19 protein-coding genes are annotated in these 16,971 nt (G+C 45.6%); all 19 read right to left on the minus strand.

What is annotated here, in order from left to right:
* Position 1: 1 nt before the first annotated feature.
* Positions 2-661, minus strand: coding sequence for a LysM peptidoglycan-binding domain-containing protein (locus QA442_RS15650; RefSeq protein WP_014663654.1), 660 nt, complete (start codon positions 659-661; stop codon positions 2-4).
* Positions 654-5,066 (minus strand): transglycosylase SLT domain-containing protein, encoded by a 4,413-nt coding sequence (locus tag QA442_RS15655; protein WP_481125106.1) that lies wholly within the window; start codon positions 5,064-5,066, stop codon positions 654-656. The genes QA442_RS15650 and QA442_RS15655 overlap by 8 nt, the downstream gene beginning before the upstream one ends.
* 681 nt (positions 5,067-5,747) lie before the next feature.
* Complete coding sequence (locus QA442_RS15660; RefSeq protein ID WP_003220596.1) at positions 5,748-5,888, minus strand: hypothetical protein; 141 nt, start codon at positions 5,886-5,888, stop codon at positions 5,748-5,750.
* Positions 5,889-5,929: 41 nt separating this feature from the next.
* Complete coding sequence (locus QA442_RS15665; protein WP_014663652.1) at positions 5,930-6,376, minus strand: phage tail assembly chaperone; 447 nt, start codon at positions 6,374-6,376, stop codon at positions 5,930-5,932.
* An 88-nt stretch (positions 6,377-6,464) separates the two neighbouring features.
* Positions 6,465-6,908, minus strand: coding sequence for a phage tail tube protein (locus QA442_RS15670; protein WP_003232677.1), 444 nt, complete (start codon positions 6,906-6,908; stop codon positions 6,465-6,467).
* Position 6,909: 1 nt separating this feature from the next.
* Positions 6,910-8,310, minus strand: coding sequence for a phage tail sheath family protein (locus tag QA442_RS15675; RefSeq protein ID WP_095432558.1), 1,401 nt, complete (start codon positions 8,308-8,310; stop codon positions 6,910-6,912).
* A complete protein-coding gene (locus QA442_RS15680; protein WP_095432559.1) occupies positions 8,307-8,525 on the minus strand; it encodes a YqzN/YkzM domain-containing protein in 219 nt (72 codons plus the stop codon). Before QA442_RS15680 ends, QA442_RS15675 begins: the two co-directional genes overlap by 4 nt.
* Positions 8,526-8,528: 3 nt before the next feature.
* The gene (locus QA442_RS15685) at positions 8,529-8,969 is read right to left on the minus strand and encodes a phage tail terminator family protein (protein WP_040083370.1); all 441 of its coding nucleotides are present in this window, start codon (positions 8,967-8,969) and stop codon (positions 8,529-8,531) included.
* A 12-nt stretch (positions 8,970-8,981) separates the two neighbouring features.
* Positions 8,982-9,467 (minus strand): HK97 gp10 family phage protein, encoded by a 486-nt coding sequence (locus QA442_RS15690; protein WP_095432560.1) that lies wholly within the window; start codon positions 9,465-9,467, stop codon positions 8,982-8,984.
* On the minus strand, positions 9,464-9,820 hold the full coding sequence (locus QA442_RS15695) for a YqbH/XkdH family protein (protein ID WP_014663647.1): 357 nt from the start codon (positions 9,818-9,820) through the stop codon (positions 9,464-9,466). The genes QA442_RS15690 and QA442_RS15695 overlap by 4 nt, the downstream gene beginning before the upstream one ends.
* Positions 9,817-10,200 (minus strand): protein YqbG, encoded by a 384-nt coding sequence (gene yqbG, locus QA442_RS15700; RefSeq protein ID WP_071580560.1) that lies wholly within the window; start codon positions 10,198-10,200, stop codon positions 9,817-9,819. Before yqbG ends, QA442_RS15695 begins: the two co-directional genes overlap by 4 nt.
* Before the next feature lie 21 nt (positions 10,201-10,221).
* On the minus strand, positions 10,222-11,157 hold the full coding sequence (locus QA442_RS15705) for a phage major capsid protein (protein ID WP_003232690.1): 936 nt from the start codon (positions 11,155-11,157) through the stop codon (positions 10,222-10,224).
* Positions 11,158-11,182: 25 nt separating this feature from the next.
* The gene (locus tag QA442_RS15710; RefSeq protein ID WP_071580559.1) at positions 11,183-12,010 is read right to left on the minus strand and encodes an XkdF-like putative serine protease domain-containing protein; all 828 of its coding nucleotides are present in this window, start codon (positions 12,008-12,010) and stop codon (positions 11,183-11,185) included.
* Between the two features lie 19 nt (positions 12,011-12,029).
* Positions 12,030-13,517, minus strand: a complete 1,488-nt coding sequence (locus tag QA442_RS15715; protein WP_069149437.1) for a phage portal protein — start codon at positions 13,515-13,517, stop codon at positions 12,030-12,032.
* Positions 13,518-13,520: 3 nt separating this feature from the next.
* Positions 13,521-14,822, minus strand: a complete 1,302-nt coding sequence (locus tag QA442_RS15720) for a PBSX family phage terminase large subunit (protein ID WP_095432561.1) — start codon at positions 14,820-14,822, stop codon at positions 13,521-13,523.
* On the minus strand, positions 14,819-15,616 hold the full coding sequence (gene xtmA, locus QA442_RS15725; RefSeq protein ID WP_040083376.1) for a phage terminase small subunit: 798 nt from the start codon (positions 15,614-15,616) through the stop codon (positions 14,819-14,821). Before xtmA ends, QA442_RS15720 begins: the two co-directional genes overlap by 4 nt.
* 117 nt (positions 15,617-15,733) lie before the next feature.
* Positions 15,734-16,243, minus strand: coding sequence for a sigma-70 family RNA polymerase sigma factor (locus QA442_RS15730; RefSeq protein WP_014663641.1), 510 nt, complete (start codon positions 16,241-16,243; stop codon positions 15,734-15,736).
* A 112-nt stretch (positions 16,244-16,355) separates the two neighbouring features.
* Positions 16,356-16,562 carry a phage-like element PBSX protein XtrA gene (gene xtrA, locus QA442_RS15735; protein WP_071580556.1) on the minus strand — a complete coding sequence of 69 codons (207 nt, stop codon included), beginning with the start codon at positions 16,560-16,562 and terminating at the stop codon, positions 16,356-16,358.
* A complete protein-coding gene (locus QA442_RS15740; RefSeq protein ID WP_014663639.1) occupies positions 16,559-16,909 on the minus strand; it encodes a hypothetical protein in 351 nt (116 codons plus the stop codon). The genes xtrA and QA442_RS15740 overlap by 4 nt, the downstream gene beginning before the upstream one ends.
* Positions 16,910-16,971 lie beyond the last annotated feature (62 nt).

The raw sequence follows: 16,971 nt of genomic DNA on the forward strand, positions 1-16,971 counted from the left end.
TTCATTGCGGTATCTTTAATTTTTGGCCGGGAAATATCCAGTGGCCCGGCTGCCTGATGTTTCGTTTGCTTCGTTTAATCATTGCTGTTTTATTGGCGTTCCAAATTTTGCGCCATTGCGTGCTGTTCCCGTAAAATCTGCCGGCAATGTCCCACAGCGTGTCTCCCTTTTTCACTGTGTAGGTTTTCGGGGAAGCCTTCGACGGGCGTTTTGCCTTTGTTTTTTTCTTCCGCTTGATTTTTCGGGGGGAAGCGGTTTTGTATTCTTTTAGTACAATATCAAAATCTCGATCCCCTATCTCTTTGTCTCCTTCACTATATTTAAGGCTTTCAATGCTGCATGCCATATTGATTTTAGTTCCCGTAATTAAAAATTGAACAGGCTTTTTAGCCTTCATCCATTTTTCAATTTTCGCAATGGCATTTTCCGGAGACGGGAGATTTTGATATTCAGCTATCGGCGTATACTTTTTTGGAAAAAAAGAAGAAAATGAAATTTCTTTCGCTCCGGGTTCTTCAATAAACGTTAGTTCACCCAGTCCTGTTATCTTTACTGAGTCATTTTGTACACTATTCGCTATATCAATCGCTTCAGGAAGAACAGGGAATCGCAGCTTTTCTTTTCCCTGTGATATCCAAAATTCATAGACAGACTTAGTCAAAAGCCACGACCCCCTTTGTTCCAGTGTTAATGTCTTTTTGTAATTCATCAAGTAATGCCTGCTTGATTTTTGCTACCAAGCTATCAGCGTCCTGATCATTATGAAAATGCTGATCGCCGTTAAACTCAATCTTTATTTCTTTCGTTCCGGCTGTTTGTATCGTTTGCCGTGAACCGGATGTAACAGCTGAAACTTGTCCTGAAGAAAGCTCAGACTGCTGGGATTGAGACGGATCTGTCACTTCCATACCAAGAGCCTGTGCCGCTCTCTGAAGAAGGTAGCGACCGCGTATGCCCCGTTCCTCTGGGATGATCCATTCCCGCTTGTTTCCTTCACCGACACGGGCGATTTGTTCTTTTGTAATCAGTCCGCCGTTGGCATAACCGACATAAGGACCTCCATGCTTCATGCTTCTAATACCAGGTACATTGTCAATAGAGCCGTATCTGCTTTTGATGTAGCCGATTGCGGCAGCAGCGTTGTGAATCGGGTTTTTAATGTTACCCATACCCGGTGCTTTATGGTCATTAAAGGTGCTTGGGATGGTCTGCATCAGCCCTTGTGACGGATGCCCCGCTTTAGCGTTGCTGTCCCATAGGTTGATTGCATTCGGGTTGCCTCCGGATTCATGCTGCGCAATCGTCATGAGTCCCGGCAGCCAGCTTATTGGTGTCTTTGTAGCCATGAGAGCAGCCATAATCCACTGTTTTACGTTCCCGCTCATCGCGCCCATTCCGGAATAGGCAGCAGCCAGTGATCCAGCTTGTTTTTCAGCATATTTCTTTACATCTACTGAGCCAAGGCCTTTGACAACACCAATTGAAGCAAAACGCCCCAAGCTCATCATAACGCGGGAAGGCGAATGGATATCTAGCTCCTCACGGAAAGCCTGCTCTACTCTCTTTGCCATATCCTTTGCAGCTTGTTTCACTTCACTGGATTTAGCATTCATGCCTGTCACAAAGTTTCCAATCAAGCCGGAGCCCCAGCTGTTGGATGTGTCTTTTGACCGCAGGAACGGTTTGTCAACATGTGTACTCACATACTGTGCAGTTCCTGTTTGGGTTGAGTTTTGTCCTTGTGCAAAGCCTTTGACCGTACCTGTCCCCCATGAAGACGATTTGTTTACAGTAGCTTGGAACGGTGTTTTGACCTTTGATTGCAAAAAGCCGTCTGTTCCGGTTGCTGTACCGTTTTGGCCCTTGGCATAGCCGCTCACCATTTGTTTTCCGTAGTTTGGTGAAGCAGAAATCATTTGTGTAAATGGCGTATTGATGTTTTTCTTTTTCCAGTCTTCCAATTTAACCGGCTGATTGCTGATGCCTTTACCAAAGCCTTCTGAAAATTGGTTTCCGAGTGCGGATGCTTGGCCTGTAAGATTTGCAGTGTCCATTGTAGGGGAGGCTGATCCTGATAACGGACTGGCAGCTGCTCCTCCTGAAACAGATACCGGACTTCCACCGGAAGACGAAGCCGCACCCATGTCGTCTACGACTTGCATACCCAGCTTAGACGCCGCTTGTGAAAGAAGCATCTTCCCTCGGCCTCGGTTGTTATCGACCGGGATAACGAATTCCTTGCCGGCTTCACCGATCCACGAGATGGTTGGTTTGGTGATGTAGCCGCCTGTGGCCTTTTTATCCGGATCCTTCCCTTTATTCGGATCTCCGCCGCCGGTTACAAAATTAATCACTTTACTAGCTACGCCGCCAGCTTTATCCCAGATTTGCTTCACCCAGCCGAACGCTTTAGAAAAAGCATCTGAAATGGCTTCTCCAACCTTTGTAAGAGGTTCTTGAATATTCTTTTTAAACCAGCCGCTCAGACCCTTCCAAATGTTCTTGACTGTGTCTATCGCTTTTTTGAAAGCATCAGAAATTCCCTTGCCTACATCTGAGACTGTATTTTTGACCGGGTTCCAAACTGTATCCATGAACCATCCCGATACCGTACTGAAAACACTCTTAATCTTATTCCAAGCACCAGTCATTTTATCCCAGATTGTAGTTGCCGCTCCTATTACAGCAGATTTGACTGGCCCCCACACATTACTCATAAACCATGAAGCAACTGTACTGAACACATTTTTAATTGTCGTCCATGCATTTACGATTTTAGACCATATTGCTGTTGCTACACCTACAACTGCTGATGAAACCGGCGTCCAGACATTGTCCATAAACCATGTTGATACAGTACTGAATATTGTTTGGATCGTTGTCCAAGCATTCACGATGTTGGACCATATGCTTGTTGCTACACCCACAACTGCGGTTGACACTGGCGTCCAGACATTATCCATAAACCATGTTGATACAGTTCCCCAAGTATCCTGAATGGCTGACCAGGCATTTTGCGCACCCTCTGTGATGCTGTTCCATGTATCTTCTAGAGCGCCGGCATCAATTGCCTTACCTAAACTTTCACCGCCGAAAGTGCCGGCAATTCCTCCTACAACTCCGCCAATAGCGGTTCCGACTCCAGGCACAACGCTTCCAATAGCCGCTCCTGCAGCGGCTCCGGCTAAACCTCCGCCGGCTGAACCTACCTTTTCACCGGCATTATCCTTATTGATTCCGGCTAGGTCTGTAAGAGACAATATTTCGCCTAATCCTGGTATTCCTTTTGCGGCTCCTTTTAAGCCCTTCAGTCCGCCCTTCAAACCTTTTGATTCTCCCAATGTTTTCAGAAGGCCTGAAAAACCTTTGCCTGATCCGCCTTTAGCTGCTTTTGCAGATTTAGGCGTACTCACAGGATTTGATTTATTGCCTTTGTTTGATGAACCGTTTCTATTTTTAACTTTTTTGCTTTTGCCTGTACTGATTCCGGCACAGCAGCATCCGCAAGCCCCGCCCCATTTGCCGCCTGACTTCTTCGATTTAGAACCTGACGCTTTTTGGTTCATAGAAGGTTTTTTAGTGCGGTTTGAGTTGCTTGAAGTTGAGTTATTTGTATTGGCTTTTGAGGCTTTTTGTTTGCCTTTGCTTCCGCTGGATTTGCCGCCAAGCAGTCCCCCAAAATCCAGATTCCCCAGTTTTTCAGCAATGCCTTTTATAATCTTTTCAAAAAACTCTCCCACTTTTTCAATAATTTTATCAGGGCTGAATTTCTCAAACTTCTTTGCGATTTTCGAGACAATATTATCAAAAAACTTTTCTGCTTTATTGGCGATTTTATCCGGATTCAGAAAATTAAATTTTTCTGAGATTTTATCAACAATATTTGTTACAAAGTCTTCCGCTTTAGTAATAATGGCGTCTGGACTGAATTTGCTGGCGACATCATCTACTTTTTTCATAAAGGAATCTGTAAACTTGTCAAGCTCGTTAAAAATGGTTTCCGGGCTGAATTTACTTACGACATCGTCCACTTTTTTCATAAAGGAATCTGTAAACTTGTCAAGCTCGTTAAAAATGGTTTCCGGGCTGAATTTGCTTACGATATCATCTACTTTTTTCATGAAGGAATCTGTAAATTTGTCCAGCTGCTTAAAAATAGCTTCTGGGCTGAATTTACTTGCGACTTCGTCTACTTTTTTCATAAATGAGCCTGTAAACTTATCCAATTGTTTAAAAATGGCTTCAGGACTGAATTTACTTGCGATTTCATCTACTTTCTTCATAAATGAGCCTGTAAACTTATCCAGCTGTTTTAGAATCGTTTCCGGGCTGAACTTTGTCGCAATCGCATCCACTTTGCCCATAAATGATGTGGTGAACTTATCCAGCTGGGACAGAATTGTCTCCGGACTGAACTTCGTTGCGATTGCATCCACCTTACTCATGAACGATGTTGTGAACTTGTCAAGCTGTGCCAGAATTGTTTCTGGACTAAACTTTGTCGCAATTGCATCCACCTTGCTCATGAACGATGTTGTGAACTTGTCAAGCTGTGCCAGAATTGTCTCCGGGCTGAACTTCGTTGCGATTGCATCCACTTTGCTCATAAATGATGTGGTGAACTTATCCAGCTGAGCCAGAATCGTTTCTGGACTGAACTTTGTCGCAATTGCATCCACCTTGCTCATGAACGATGTTGTGAACTTGTCCAACTGTGCCAGAATTGTTTCTGGACTAAACTTTGTCGCAATTGCATCCATCTTGCTCATAAATGATGTTGTGAACTTGTCAAGCTGTGTCAGAATCGTCTCTGGACTGAATTTTGTCGCAATCGCATCCACTTTACTCATAAATGATGTTGTGAACTTATCCAGCTCTGTTAGAATTGTTTCCGGGCTGAATTTTGTGGCGATTTCATCCACCTTATTCATGAACGATGTTGTAAATTTATCCAGCTCTGTTAGGATTGTTTCCGGGCTGAATTTTGTGGCGATTTCATCCACTTTTTCCATGAATGATGCAGCAAATTTGTCCAGTGCTGTCAAAATCGTTTCCGGATCAAACATGCTTGCAATATCACCGGCATTTCCTCCGGCTGAAGAAGCTGCTTTATCCGGTGAACCTGAGCTTCCCATACTATCAATTCTTTTCTGCAAGGAATCCAGCTTATCTGACACCTTGTCATTAATAGCCAGCTCCAATTTATTGTCTTTTCCTGTTAAGGCATCAATACCGGCTGAAATGCGACCGACTGTTTTCATGACGTGATCAATCACGCGTATTGTAACAGAGTAGCCATTTTGAAGTGCATTTTCCATATAACGCTGTATTTTTTGAACAGCCGGCGAAATTTGGTCTTCTGCACTCAGCATTATCGTAAATCCTTTAAATCCCGCAACGAGCTCTCTTAGTCGTTCAAATTTTTCTGTTGCTTGGTCACTGGCGCCAATTTTAATAGATACCGATGCCGGCAATCCCTGCAATTGAGTTTGAACCTTCTGAATGACAGTGCTGGCGTTATCCTCAGCTGAAATGGAAATCATTTGGGCGCCAAGCTTTTTCTTTAATGATTTTTGTATGCGGTCAATTGTCCTTAACACAGTTTTGCTTTCTTTTCGTATATCGATAGCTCTATTTCGCTGCGTCATTTTTCTATACTTTTCAAGCGCTCTAAATCCATTTTGTATCTTTCTTAGCTTTTTGCTTACCCGGTCTTCCAAGTCAAATCTTGCTGTCAGCTTTGCCAATTACGATGCCCCTCCTTTCTTTGCTTGTTTTTCAAGAAGATCGAGCTTATATCCGATCAGTCCATACAACAGCGCCTTAAAATTGCGCGGCGCTTCATAAAGCGCTAATAAATCTGATGGGGAATAGTGAAGCTCGTGCATCGCATAGTAGAGATACACGGCTTCTTTATGCCCATCCTTGATTAGTTTTTTGCTTCTTCTTCCAGATCCTCTAATTCATCTTCGAATCCATTAATCTCAATCGCTTTGTTTAACCAGTTCGCGTATTCGCCTCCAACTGAGAGGACGCGTTTCGCAACTTCTACCGGGTCAGCCGTTTTGTAAGCTTCTCGAAGATCTTTTGAACGGAAGTCAGGGTAAACGGTTGATTCAACTGCGATTCGGGCATAAAAGCGTTGGCTGTCTAAATCTTTAACACGGCCTCTGCCTTTGACATTTTTATACGTTGTTGTTTCTTTCTCCAATTCATCAATACGCTCCGTTGTGATCGCTTTAAAAATAAATGGCACGATGTTCCCTTTTTTATCAACAAAACGCTTTGAGATCGGCACTTTGATTTCCTCAGCTTCAATTGTTTTTCCCGGCATAAAAAAGGAAAGATCATATACGTTTTCGTTCTTCTCGCTCATGTAAAAAACTCCCTTGTCTTTTGATTGATTTCATCATGAAAAACAGACCTTTCTGTGAAAGGTCTGCGTATGGCTATTTCAGTTTTGATTAAAACGTGTCAGAAAGCTTTTCAGGCACGTCGAAGTCTTCGAAGGTAAATGGAACTTCTTCCTCTAACGCTTCTGAATCGACATCAAGGCTTGCGATTTTGGCAGAGTCAAAGTTGACGTCGTACAGCGTAACTCGCTCTGTGCCCCGGCCGGAGGATTGATCATCCAGCACGGCTTGGAGTGTGAAATAAGGGTCGCTGCCTTTTTTGACATAGTCCATCATCAATAGCACGAATTTCGATGTGACTTTGTAGAACGTCGCGGTCCCTGTTCCATTTGCCCCTGTTGTTTTATGGCCTGTCATGCGGCGGCCCATAATGTTGACTTCAGACTTGTTTTTCTCAACGTTTGCTTCAAATGTTTTGATGTGCGCCATTTCCTCACCATCGAGAAATAAGCGGCCTTCTTTTCCTGAAATTGTGTTTTGTGCTTTTAATGCCATATTAGTTTACCTCCACATTAAAGTAGAATTTTTCTGCTGCGTCGACAGGCTGTACAGCCAGGTCAATCAAGAAGCCGTCACGATCTTCATTCATTGAAATTGTGATATCTTCATCGGAATCAAAGCCAGTGATGCCGCCCGCATCCTGAAGCGTTGTCATGTATTGCGTGATCATCGTTTTTACATACTGAAGGCCGTCTTCAGACGCCGGGATATCGCTCCCGCTGCCTTTTCTTGATTTAATTAAGGCTTTCAGCTCGCGTGTTAAATCATTATTCACAGCATCCAGGACACGAACGATTTTGTTTTTCGCAAATTTCTTGTTTTTCTCAGCTGTGAACGTCACGAGTGAGTTAATATCCTTTTCTACACTGACGGATTTATCGCGGGCGTCGAATGTGAATAAAAATTCGCCTTTGCCCAGACGTTCAACAATCGTGTCGTGGTCAAGGCGGTGTAACACATCAACGGCGCCTTCGTACTCTACAAATGTAAGTGATTGATTAAAGGTTGCTCCTGCACTCGCACCAGCTACCCAAGCTGTTGCTTTGTCCGGTGTAACTTCCGTGCCATCTTCCAGCAGGACACCTTCTGTTACGTTGATGATGCCTTCGTAGTCACCGGCATAATTGGCTGTGACGCCTTGCACTTTATGTCCTTGGCCGTCGCGCAGGCGTTTAATGAAAGCAGCAAACGTCGCCTTTAGCTGGTCCCCCTCCGCAACAGGCAGCGCAATCACATCAAAGCTCTCTGTTTCAGCCGCGGCTAAGAAATCTGTATAGTCGGAGTTGACAGGGGCTTTATCCGTACCTCCGGATAAACGAATACCCGCGGATGCTTTCAGCGTTTCACCGGCAGTGTCTCCTTCTGACCCAGTGAGAGGAATCGTCGAAGAAAGATCGCCAGTTCCGGTAAAAGTGACATAGCCGTTAGCTTTTAATTCTTCAGCCTTTTTGACGGTCTGTTTGTCAACCTCTGATTCGTCCATATATGTTGTCACGTCGAAAGAATCAGCATCCAGCACATTTTGATTGACGCGGATGATAATATCATTACCTTTTGTTCCGCCATATACCGCAGTCGCTTTAACGCCTTCAGCAATATCAGCAGACGCTCGGACGCCTTCGGTTAGACGGTACATCAATACCGTTTTCGCGTTTTTCTTCGCTTCACGCAGCAGCAATAAAGACGGGTCATCAATGCTGAGACCCACTTTTTTGTTTAGGTCTTCAACGCTTGAAATGGAGACGAACGTTTTCGCTTCGCCCCAGCTTGATGCGACCGGAAGTGCGACTGTTCCCCGTTCACTGAGTGATACCCGCTCCTGTGCCGTTGTTTTAAAGTTAAAATAAATGCCTGCACGTTCTTTTTCTTTGCCTGTTGTAAATGTTCCGCCATTCATGATGACATGACCTCCTTGGTTAGAAATGTTTGAATCAATTGATTGGCTTCTGATTTCGTCATACGTGTTTGATCCACGCCAAATAAAGCCCCCTGAAGAATATCCGGCTTAACGCCGAACAGTTCCTTCGCGTGCTTAATCAAGTCCGCTGTATCAAAAAAAGCTTCCCGGCTCTCCGTATGTACAGCCTTCTTCTGTTGTTTGTTCTTTGCCACCGCTTATTTCACCCCGCTGTTCATGTCGATATCCTGTAAGACAGGCTGTTCTGTTTTGTGATAATAATATCGGCTGCTCCACCTGATCACCATGACCGCCTCGCCCCTGTCTCCTACCCTTGTCTCAATTCGGGTAACGCGAACCATATCCCCCGTCTTCTCGCCGGATTCACTGAGCAGCGGAACCATGTTTCTCGCTTCTCTGATGGCATCCGCGAGCCTGTCCGCTTCATCCAGCGCCTGAACGGAGTCATGATGAAACAGCTTCACATTGAGACTGTAGGTTTTTTTAAATGTGGAGACCGTATCTGTTTCTTCGAAAACAGATGGCGATGGGACGTATAACGACGGCACCTGAAAGTGATCAGGAAGCTCGCGTTCATAAATGGGAACAGACCACTGGCTGTACAAAAATGCCATGATCGATCCTGTTTCACTGTTCATCCTGCTCCTCCTTTACAGCTTCTTCAGCCACTGGCGCAGTTTGCTTTCCAGCGATTTTTCAAACAGCTGTTCATATAAAAGCAGCGCATGATCCCAGTAGCCCGTGCCCGGGATCCATTTTCTCTTGAGCGCCATTCCCGTTGAAGCCGCGGGATCATAAATAAACTGCGAACCTTGAAAACGTCCCGGCACCCATCTCACATCTTGTTTTGACGTCCAATGGCCGTCATTCAGAAATGAGGCGTAATCAAGCTGTGTACCCACCTCAAGCGAAAGACCGCCGCTTTGCGCAATCCAGAGATTGTCCTTTGTGCCTCTTTCGAACGAGCGGAACAGTTTTTCTGTATTAACCGTTTGTGTGCTGATGAGCTCAGATTGGACGATCTCCAGAAAATCTTGCCCGCACTCCTCAAGCCACCGGGTCGCCTGTCGGGAAAAGCCGCCCGAAGCCGCTTCTTTTAATGCCGCGTTTAGCTGTTTCAATCCCGCTATTTTCATAGGCTTTCATCCCTGACTGCGATGACTTCCCAATGATGATGTCTGATTCTTTTCGGCAGCTTTAGTATATATTGATGATTCTCCCAAATGATTTTATCGTTTACGCGGATATCCGCTGACAACGGAAAATGGACGAGAAAGCTGTGATATACAGTTTGATCCGGCTCCTCCTGAACCAGCTGCTGCGTTTTTTCGGTAAAATAACAAGCGACATCTTGTTCATCGGGTGTCTCCGGATATGAAGTCACCGGCTGCAGTCTATCTGCCGGAATCCCAAATCGGCCAGCAGATGGCGCTTGCGCTGCTTCATGATAAATGTCACAGCGATGAATGAGCATCTGCTGATAGCTCATAAAGACCTCACCTTCAGTCTGGAGGATTCAGGGACGTAGCCCGGCGTGATAAACTCTTCGAGCAAATGATACACCTCTGGCCGCTGAATCCCGCCTTCTCCGGAAACCGTGTAGGAATAATCCCCCATTTTCTCAGACTGATAGCTTGATGAGGCAGATTCATCGCTGTTGACAAGCGCAAAATACTGGGCAAGCTTTACTAAAGCCAACTTCAACTTGCCGGGCAGCGGATCATACAAGCTATCTTCAAAGCGGTGGCCCGTGATGAGAGCCGCCTCTGCCTCCGCCTCGATGATATCCTGCGCCAGCAGTTCTTCCGGCCTGTTCTTCACCCGATCATAGACCGAATAGGAGGCTACGTCAGTCGGTTCAATGAGCATGAGCTGACCACCCCGTTTCTATTATTCTTTTACGTTAATTAATTTCGCGCAGGCATCCTCTTCCTCGAACTTGCTGTCGAGCTTGGCCGTTAAGACAATAATGAATTTACGGGAGCGGATGTCTTTGTCGACTTCAATTCGGATATTGCGGGAGAAGCCGAGAATGATATTTTTCGGATGTGTGAGAATGATATCAGAAGCGTCATATTGCGCGTCTCCCTCACCGACTGTGTACGGCTGAATATTGGATACCCCTTTGACCGGCACGCCGAATGCTGTTGACAAGCCGCCCTGAACAGCCTGGTCCCCAAGGTTTGTCTGGCGGTCTGCCACGCGGTCCTTCCATTCAACTTCTAAGCCGTGTGACGTATAGAATCTGAATTCCTGAGGGATGCGCAAATATTTTGGCGGAACTGCTTTTAAGCCTTTTTTGAATGTCGCTCTGGACAGTTCTTCACCGTTCATGTCAACGATATGGGAAACCGCCTGTTTACGGATGCCGTCCAGCTGTGCCAGATATGGATCAGCTGATGCTGTATCGCCGTTTACAATCAGCTCCTCAATATCAACGGCTGCGCGCTCTGCTAAAATTTGCATGATTGTCTGCTGCAGGCCGTCTTTTTCAATGTTGTTTTCGAGTGTGTCATACGTAATGTTAATTTCCGCAATGACTTCCTTCGTGTTTAGCTGGACCGTGCTTGTCGTTGGAACTGTCAGCTCGTCGTTTGACAATGCTTTTCCTTCTTGCGCAGCCCGCAGAATACGCTGGCCGAAGCCGATTTTCTCAAATTTTTGCGAGTCGTTTTCCATTTGAATCACGCGGGATTCACTAAAGATGGTCGGCGTGTTTTGCACCATGCGGATAAAAGCCGATGCTTGCGCAGGGTTCATAAGCCCGCCGCTTTTTAAAGCAGAAAGCGACATTTCCGCTTTCCGAATGATCTCTTGATTTCTCAATTGATTTCCTCCTCCTTGACTGGTTTTACAGCAGTCCGCTCCAGATTGATTTTTTGACTTGCTCTGTATTGCCGCCCGTATCGTCCGCTGTCTGCTTAGACGCGCCTCGCGCTTTTTCCAAAGCATCGATGCGCTCGATCAGCGGGGCAAGCATGTCTTCAACGAGCTTTTTCAGACGCTCGTCATCACCCGTCTGCTCCGGCTTTTCCTCCGTGTCTGTGTTTTTTTCAATCCGCTCAAGCCGTTTGAGCAGAGGGTAAAGCGCATGCTCGAATGATTCTTTCATGTCTTCTTTTCTCATTTCTTCAGTCTCCTTCCCTGTTTTGTCAGCAAGCATTTGCTTGAATACACTGAGTAATCCCGCTTTTTCAACCGGTTCTTCCTCATACACATCTGCAGTGCCCGCCATGCTGTAGCCGGTGATGATTCCAGCCTTGATCTGTTCCCACACCTCGTTTGACGCTCTTGTCACGAGCACCCATGAGCCCTTTGTAATCCGCTTTGACCCGATCATAAAATCATCGGGCGCCACATAGGACTCGACCACGACGCCGGTTCCGCCCTCAAAGCTGTGATTGATATCAATCTCCCGTGCTTCAGCGAGAAAACCGTGCGCCGCTTTTTCAATTTCCTCGGCGGTCATAAAATCACCGTGGGCATCAGGAACATTAGGCTCATACACGATTCCGTACACGAGCTTTTGTTCATCCTGCTCACTTTTTGTAAACAGCCGAACCTTTTTTTCAAATGACGGAGGTTTGGCTGACTTCGTAAAGAAAAATTCTGTCTGGTTAGCCGCCTTGTCCACATAACTGACAAAGCTGATTTTGGCATTCTTTAATTCGCGCGCCACCTGCTTGATTCACCTCCCTTCAGGACGTTTTGATATCTTCGATGCTTTCTTTCAGCTCCTGCATGAGCGCAGTCAGGTTTGTCTTTTCCGCATCCTGTCCTGCAGGCCGTTTATAAATGTCCTCAGGCCACTCCTCCAGTGTTTTGCCAAGCACCCGTCCGGCAAGGTCGCGTAAATCATTCGGCGAGACTGCTCCGGCTGTAATAAAAGGACCGAGCACCTTCGCAATCTCAAGCGGATCACGAAAGTCCGGTCCTTTTAATGTCAGCCTGACGTCATGGATATTCAGCTCCGGCAAAAGCAGTGTGTTCAGTTTATTCACGAGCGTTTTTCGCTCCGGCTGAAAAACCTGCTCCTCCGTAATTTTTCTCGCCGTATCCGCTGTCGCCCGGTTGTATTCCTGGGCCTCGCCTGTATACAGCGGCGGGAGGCGGAACGCCGAGCGCAGCTTATTTCTGCTTTTTTCATCGTATTCAAGAAACAAGGCGTCGTTTTGCAGAATTTCGGCCAAGGATTTGATTTCCACGGAAACCGGCGTAATATCCTCGCCTCCGTGGAGATCCTTTTCTTTTGCGATTCCTTCGGCTTCGATCAGGAGAAATTTATGGGCGTTTTCAACGCCTTCAAGATCATTCATGTATTCCTGCAGCTCCCGGTAAGAAGCTTCTGACAGCATCCCGTTTTCCACTGTAATCGCAGCGGGGACGTGGCGCCCCTGCTTAAAATACATAAAATTGAGTTCTTCTGCTTTTCGGGCTCCGTATAAATTGACAATATTGCCGATCCAGCGGGGCACACCGTATACGCCGCTTCCGATTTTGAGATGAATGGCTTCATTCGCTTGATGCTTCTCTGCCAATGTGTTTACATATTCACCAGTGCGCATATCCATTTTTCGCGGATCGCCGTATTCTTTAAAAAATACTTTCTTTCCATTGATCATCTGCACATATTTTCGGAAGCGTTTTTGCCTTTTGATCCTTTTCATTTTCCCGTTTTCTTCATATATAAATGAGACCTCAACAGGCTCACCGGCTCCGCATACACGCATATATTTCACATCTAAATATTCGATGCCGGCCGGTTTTCCCGCCCCGTCACGAAGCACTTCCATAAAGCCGTTGCCTGTTTTTTCTCTGTCTTCGATGGCATAGCCTAAAATCATTTCAGCTGATTCATCAAAGTGAAGACATTTATAAAAGGCTTCGAGTCTGGCCCAGTCTTTTTCCGCTCTTTTCTTTTTTGCCTGATCGACATCACTCGCGTTGACATCAAATGTGTACTCAACATCGAAGCCAAAACCCGTAATATTCACTCTGTACGCATCAATGCATTGCTGCAGAATGGTCGAGTATTCGGCAATGGTTTTGAGTTCGAGGATATTATAGGGAGGAGCGATAATGTCCTCTCCGTACAGCTCAGAAAAGTCATCTTCATAGATTTGCTTTGTCTGAGGAGCGGCGGCATTGGCTTTAAATACAGTTGCTCTGACTGTTTGATTGTGCATGATTTATGACCTCCTCCTTTCTCGGTTCGGCCGGATTCGTTTGTGTGCTGTCTCTTTCATATCAGCAACCTCATAATCATCAAGTGCATACCAAATGGCAGAAAGCGTATGCGGGTCAATCGTGAATTCATCCTCTATCAGAGCCCCGTTTTTATCTTTAGCATACGTCAGCGTGTTGAGCTCATAGATGACATTTTCACAGCGGTCCGAACAGAAGATTTTTTTGAACCGTTTTACCTTTTTGGTATATTGAAGCCTCGAGCCAGGAAATTTTCTGGCTCCAACCATCCGAAAGCCCTGCTGGCGGAAATATTGGATGCTTTTCGGCTCAGCCGAGTCGGCTTTGATCAATTCCTGTGTATCGATAAACTCACGAAGCTCCTCAGCCGTCCTGTCATCTGTCATTTTGTTTTGATAATACTCCCAATAAATGTAGAGATATTTTTTTTCAGGATCGACAGCAAGCCGGACGACGGCATTATAGGATTCCTCGAATCCAAAATCCATGCCTGTACGAAAAATCGGCTTGCTGATGGCTGCGATACATTCATTTACTTGATCATGCGGGAGCACCTCGAACTGCGGCAGCACCCTGATCCCGTTGACGCCGAATCGTCCTTTGCGGGCAATCCGGTACAGGTCGGGATCATACTCTTTGAGTCCGTCAAGCTGTTTCACATAGCTTTCCGGGAGAAAAAGATTGTCGTTAGCGGTGGAATGGTGGTAATACGTATCACCCTTCACAATCGTCCGCTTTTCATAAAGCTCGCTGTCATCCAGCACAAACCGTTTATTGCGTTCATCTCGAAAAAAATGCCGGTACGTCCAATTGGAGGTGCCGACGGGATTGGTGGTACAGATCATATGAAGCTTCAGCTCAGGATGGCGAAGACGTCCGATTAATTCCTTGAATCCCTCATACTTCACCTCTGAGCACTCTTCAATCCATATTAATGAAATGTTATGAACCGATTTTAATTTTGCCGGATTGTCCATGCCTTTGAACATGATCCGGCTGCCATTTTGAAATCGCAGCTGCAGCGGGGAAGAAAGGGCTGCCACAGCTTTTGTCAGACCGAGCTCTTCAATCACCTCTTGAAACAAGGCGAAGGTCGAATCCCGATGGGTATCGAACACCTCGCGGATGACAAGGGCCGTCCGTTTTTCCTTCAGCAGCTTTAACACGATTTTCAATGCGGTATGATAGCTTTTGGATGATCCATAACCGCCGACGAGAAACTGGTACGTCTGCTCCCAATTGAACACGTAATCTTCGAAATGTGGGTTGATTTCTTTTACAATCATGACTTGCGCTCTTTTCGTTTGATCATAATTTCAATCGGCTCTTGGCTGTCATCTGTTTTCTCCGCTTTTTGTTTGGCAAGCTTCAATTTCTCATTTTCAATTTTTTGTTTAAATTGATCTGGAAACAAATCAAAATATAAGGATAGCTTCTCAAGCGCCTTCATTTTATCTGCAAGCTTGATGGCAATGCCTTCTTTGCCAAGCTTTGCTTCCGTCACGATGGTGCCGTCAACGAGCCCGGAGTCTTTGACATCGACAAAGCTGATTTCCTTCATAATGGGGTTATCATCTTCATCAAACAGCGGGCCCGATTTCCCGACAGCCTGGACCTCTTTTTTTCCAAAAGTCACATAGTCCGTAATATCTGCAAACGCGATCTTGATATAAACCTGAAGCACATCCATTGCTTCAATAAACATCTCGTTGACCATTTCTTTTTTTATGCGTCTGATTTCAGCAGCGACCTTTTCATTTTTTAAGAGCCGGCTCCCCGTCACATGAGCGCTGTCCGGAGAATAGCCCGCTTTGATTGCTGACTGCGTGGCATTGAAGCTTTTGACGTAATACAGGCAAAACAGCCGCTGGCGTTCATTTAATTCATCGTTGTCTATCCGGCGCTGTGTTTGTTCGTTTTTGGACGCAGAAAACAGGGCCTCTTTCCATTTGTCTTGTTTTTTCCAGAGGCCGATTGTTTTCGCGGAAACGCCGATGGTGTCCGCGATCGCCCGATTTGTGATCTTTCCTTGATGTTGTTGATAGATTGCTAATGCTTGTTCGCGCTGTTGTGTTTTCATGCTACGGCATCACCGCCACCTCCAGCATGGTTGTTTATTCATAAAAGCGGCTGATTATCCCAGCCGCTTATGTGTCATGCTCTATTCACTTATAGGTGGCAAACGTATGACAAGCTTTCATGCAAGTGATCGATTCAATTCTTCCTGCTGTCTTTGCATCTTTCCAATCGCCCGTTTGATCGTCGTTTGCACTGTTGATTTTTTTACGCCGAGAAGATCAGCGATCCGTTCATAAGAAAAACATTCTACCTTGTGCAGCAAAAACATTTCTTTTTCTCTGTCCGTTAACAGGGCTAATGCTGCTTGAATTCTCTCTCTGTCTTCTTCTGATACCTGTCCGTCCGGCTCAAACATCATAGCGCTGGAAAATGATTCGATGATTCTCGGATCCTTAATCATAAGCCGCTGGTACGCATCACGCCGGTCAATCGCCCGTCTGATGCCGGGCTGTCTTCCTTTTTCAAGCCATTCTGTTACATATTCAAGATCAGTAATTATATTTCTGATAATTTTTTTATCCTTCAGCTCTTCAGCTGAGAGCACGGATTCATCTGCCTCAGCGAGCGGTTTATATTGTGTTCTTGTTTGTTTGAGCGTGCGTTTATATTCAAATAGTAAGTCTTGCATTCTATGATCCTCCTCATTTTTGCAATAAAAAACGGACACCAATCAACGCACAAATGCTGTGCAGTTGATCAGTGTCCGCAGGCTTTCCGTCTTGGACGTATTCTGTTTTCGTTTAATTTAACTTGTAGCCGATTTCAAATTCCACACGGGCAAGGTCGCCCTTTCTTGTTTCAACGAGCGTTTTTCCATGCTCCGGCGCTTCTGTAATCCATGCTTCTTGCTTGATGCCATCCACAATAATGACACGGATTTTTCCGTCTTCCAGCTGGCTCTCCAGCGTGATGGAATCAATATGCAGCAGTTTTTTAGGATGAATCATGTTTCTTTTCCTCCCTTTTTCGGTGCAGCGCTTGCTTCGGCTTTTTCTAACAGCTGAATGATGCGCTCCTTTGAATGAACAGCATTTCCCTTCAGAAAATCAAGAGCTGCTTTAGACGCTTCCAGCAATTCAGGCGCAGCGGCCATCAAAGCGGCATTGCTTTTTTGCGAATAAGAGCTGAGGTCAAATACAGCGGCAATCAGCCGCCCGTTTGAATACGGAAATCTTTCTTTTTCTTCTTCACTGTAAGCTGAATAAATATAGATTGGTTTTGTATCCCCGCACGGGACAGCATGCCACGGCGCAGGGCTTTTCTCTGTCTGTTTTGTTTTTTCCAACACTTTCACTTCCCGTCATCCTTATACCATTGTTCAATGTTTTTTTCTGTTCGCTTTGCCCGAAACAGCAA

The sequence above is a fragment of the Bacillus stercoris genome (genome assembly GCF_029772985.1).
Taxonomy (GTDB): domain Bacteria; phylum Bacillota; class Bacilli; order Bacillales; family Bacillaceae; genus Bacillus; species Bacillus stercoris.